Genomic DNA, 1214 nt, shown 5'->3' with positions numbered 1-1214 from the left:
CAGTTCGCGGACAACCGGGGCAATACCCCCGCGTCCACGAAGCTGTCGTTCATCACGGACTTCGGCTGGGCCCTCGGGCCGTCACCGCGTCGTCCCGGCGCGGCTGGGGCGGCTCGCCCGCGCGGACGCGGTCGCGGTGGCCGGTGAAGGACCACCGGTCGCGCGTCCACCGCTCCTCGACGTGCGCCCCGGGCGGCAGCTCCCGCAGCAGGTCCAGGCCCCGCCAGACGCGCTCCCAGGTCGGCAGGGTCCGGCTCAGCACCAGCTCCCGGACGCGTTCCTCGGCGGCGGTCAGGTCGCCCAGCCGGTCGTCCGCCTCCAGGCCGTCCTCGGCGAGCGCCAGGGCCGTCCGCGCGCGGTCGTAGCGCTCGATCGCCGGGGCGAGGAGTTTGTTGTCGAACGCCGGGTCGGTCGCGGGCCCCGCCGGGGGGTGCGTCAACTGGCCGTCGCCGTCGCGCTCCAGCTCCACCCGCAGTGCCTCCCGCGCGCCGGACGTCCCCCGAGGGGGATCGATCCACGCCATCAGCGACCCCAGGTGCTGGTCCTCCAGGCTGGACTGCCCGGTCGCCCAGTGGAGCGCCAGGACGTCCGTCAGCGCCAGGAGCAGCGACGAGCCCGGCACCCGCGCGCGCTCCGCGTAGTGGGTCAGCCAGCGCCCCAGCAGCGGCACGTACGGGGGCGCCGGATAGGGCGCCTCCGGGTCCTGCTCGGCCGTCCGCCGAAACCGCATCGACCGCCCCAGCAGCCGCAGCAGATCGACACCGCCCCGGCTCGGGACGATCAACTGAGGCGCGTCCGCGCACAGTTCGACCTCGACCTTGACGCGCTTCCCGGTCTGAGGATCCGTCTCGTTGCGCTCGGCCGCCTCCACGACCTCGCCGTACCCGTCGATGTACGGCAGGACGACGTCGGCGAGGCGCGACAGGAACGCGAACCGCAGCTCCGGGTTGCGCGGCTGCGGGACGACGAACACGCGCGGGGTGTCCCGGTCGGTCCCCACGAGCACTCCGAGCGGCGCCCCCGCCTCACCGCCGGTGATCAGCGGGACCAGCACCATGGGCCGCTGCGACAGATGCCGGTGCCGGACGGTCGCCGTCGGCTGCGCGCGGCCCGTGGAACCGGCCTCCAGGCGCGCGAGGGTGGAGATCAGCGACATGGGGTCACCTCGCTGTCCCGGGCGCCCGCCAGCGCCTCCGCGCGCAGCTCGGCCGCCC

1 pseudogene is annotated in these 1214 nt (G+C 75.3%); it reads right to left on the bottom strand.

Annotated features, from left to right (window positions below):
- Positions 1 to 76: 76 nt before the first annotated feature.
- Positions 77 to 1156: pseudogene (locus ACVNF4_RS36240) on the bottom strand (hypothetical protein); the annotation flags it as partial.
- Positions 1157 to 1214 lie beyond the last annotated feature (58 nt).

The sequence above is a fragment of the Streptomyces sp. S6 genome, assembly GCF_054880855.1.
This window is presented reverse-complemented; position numbering and strand designations above follow the sequence as displayed.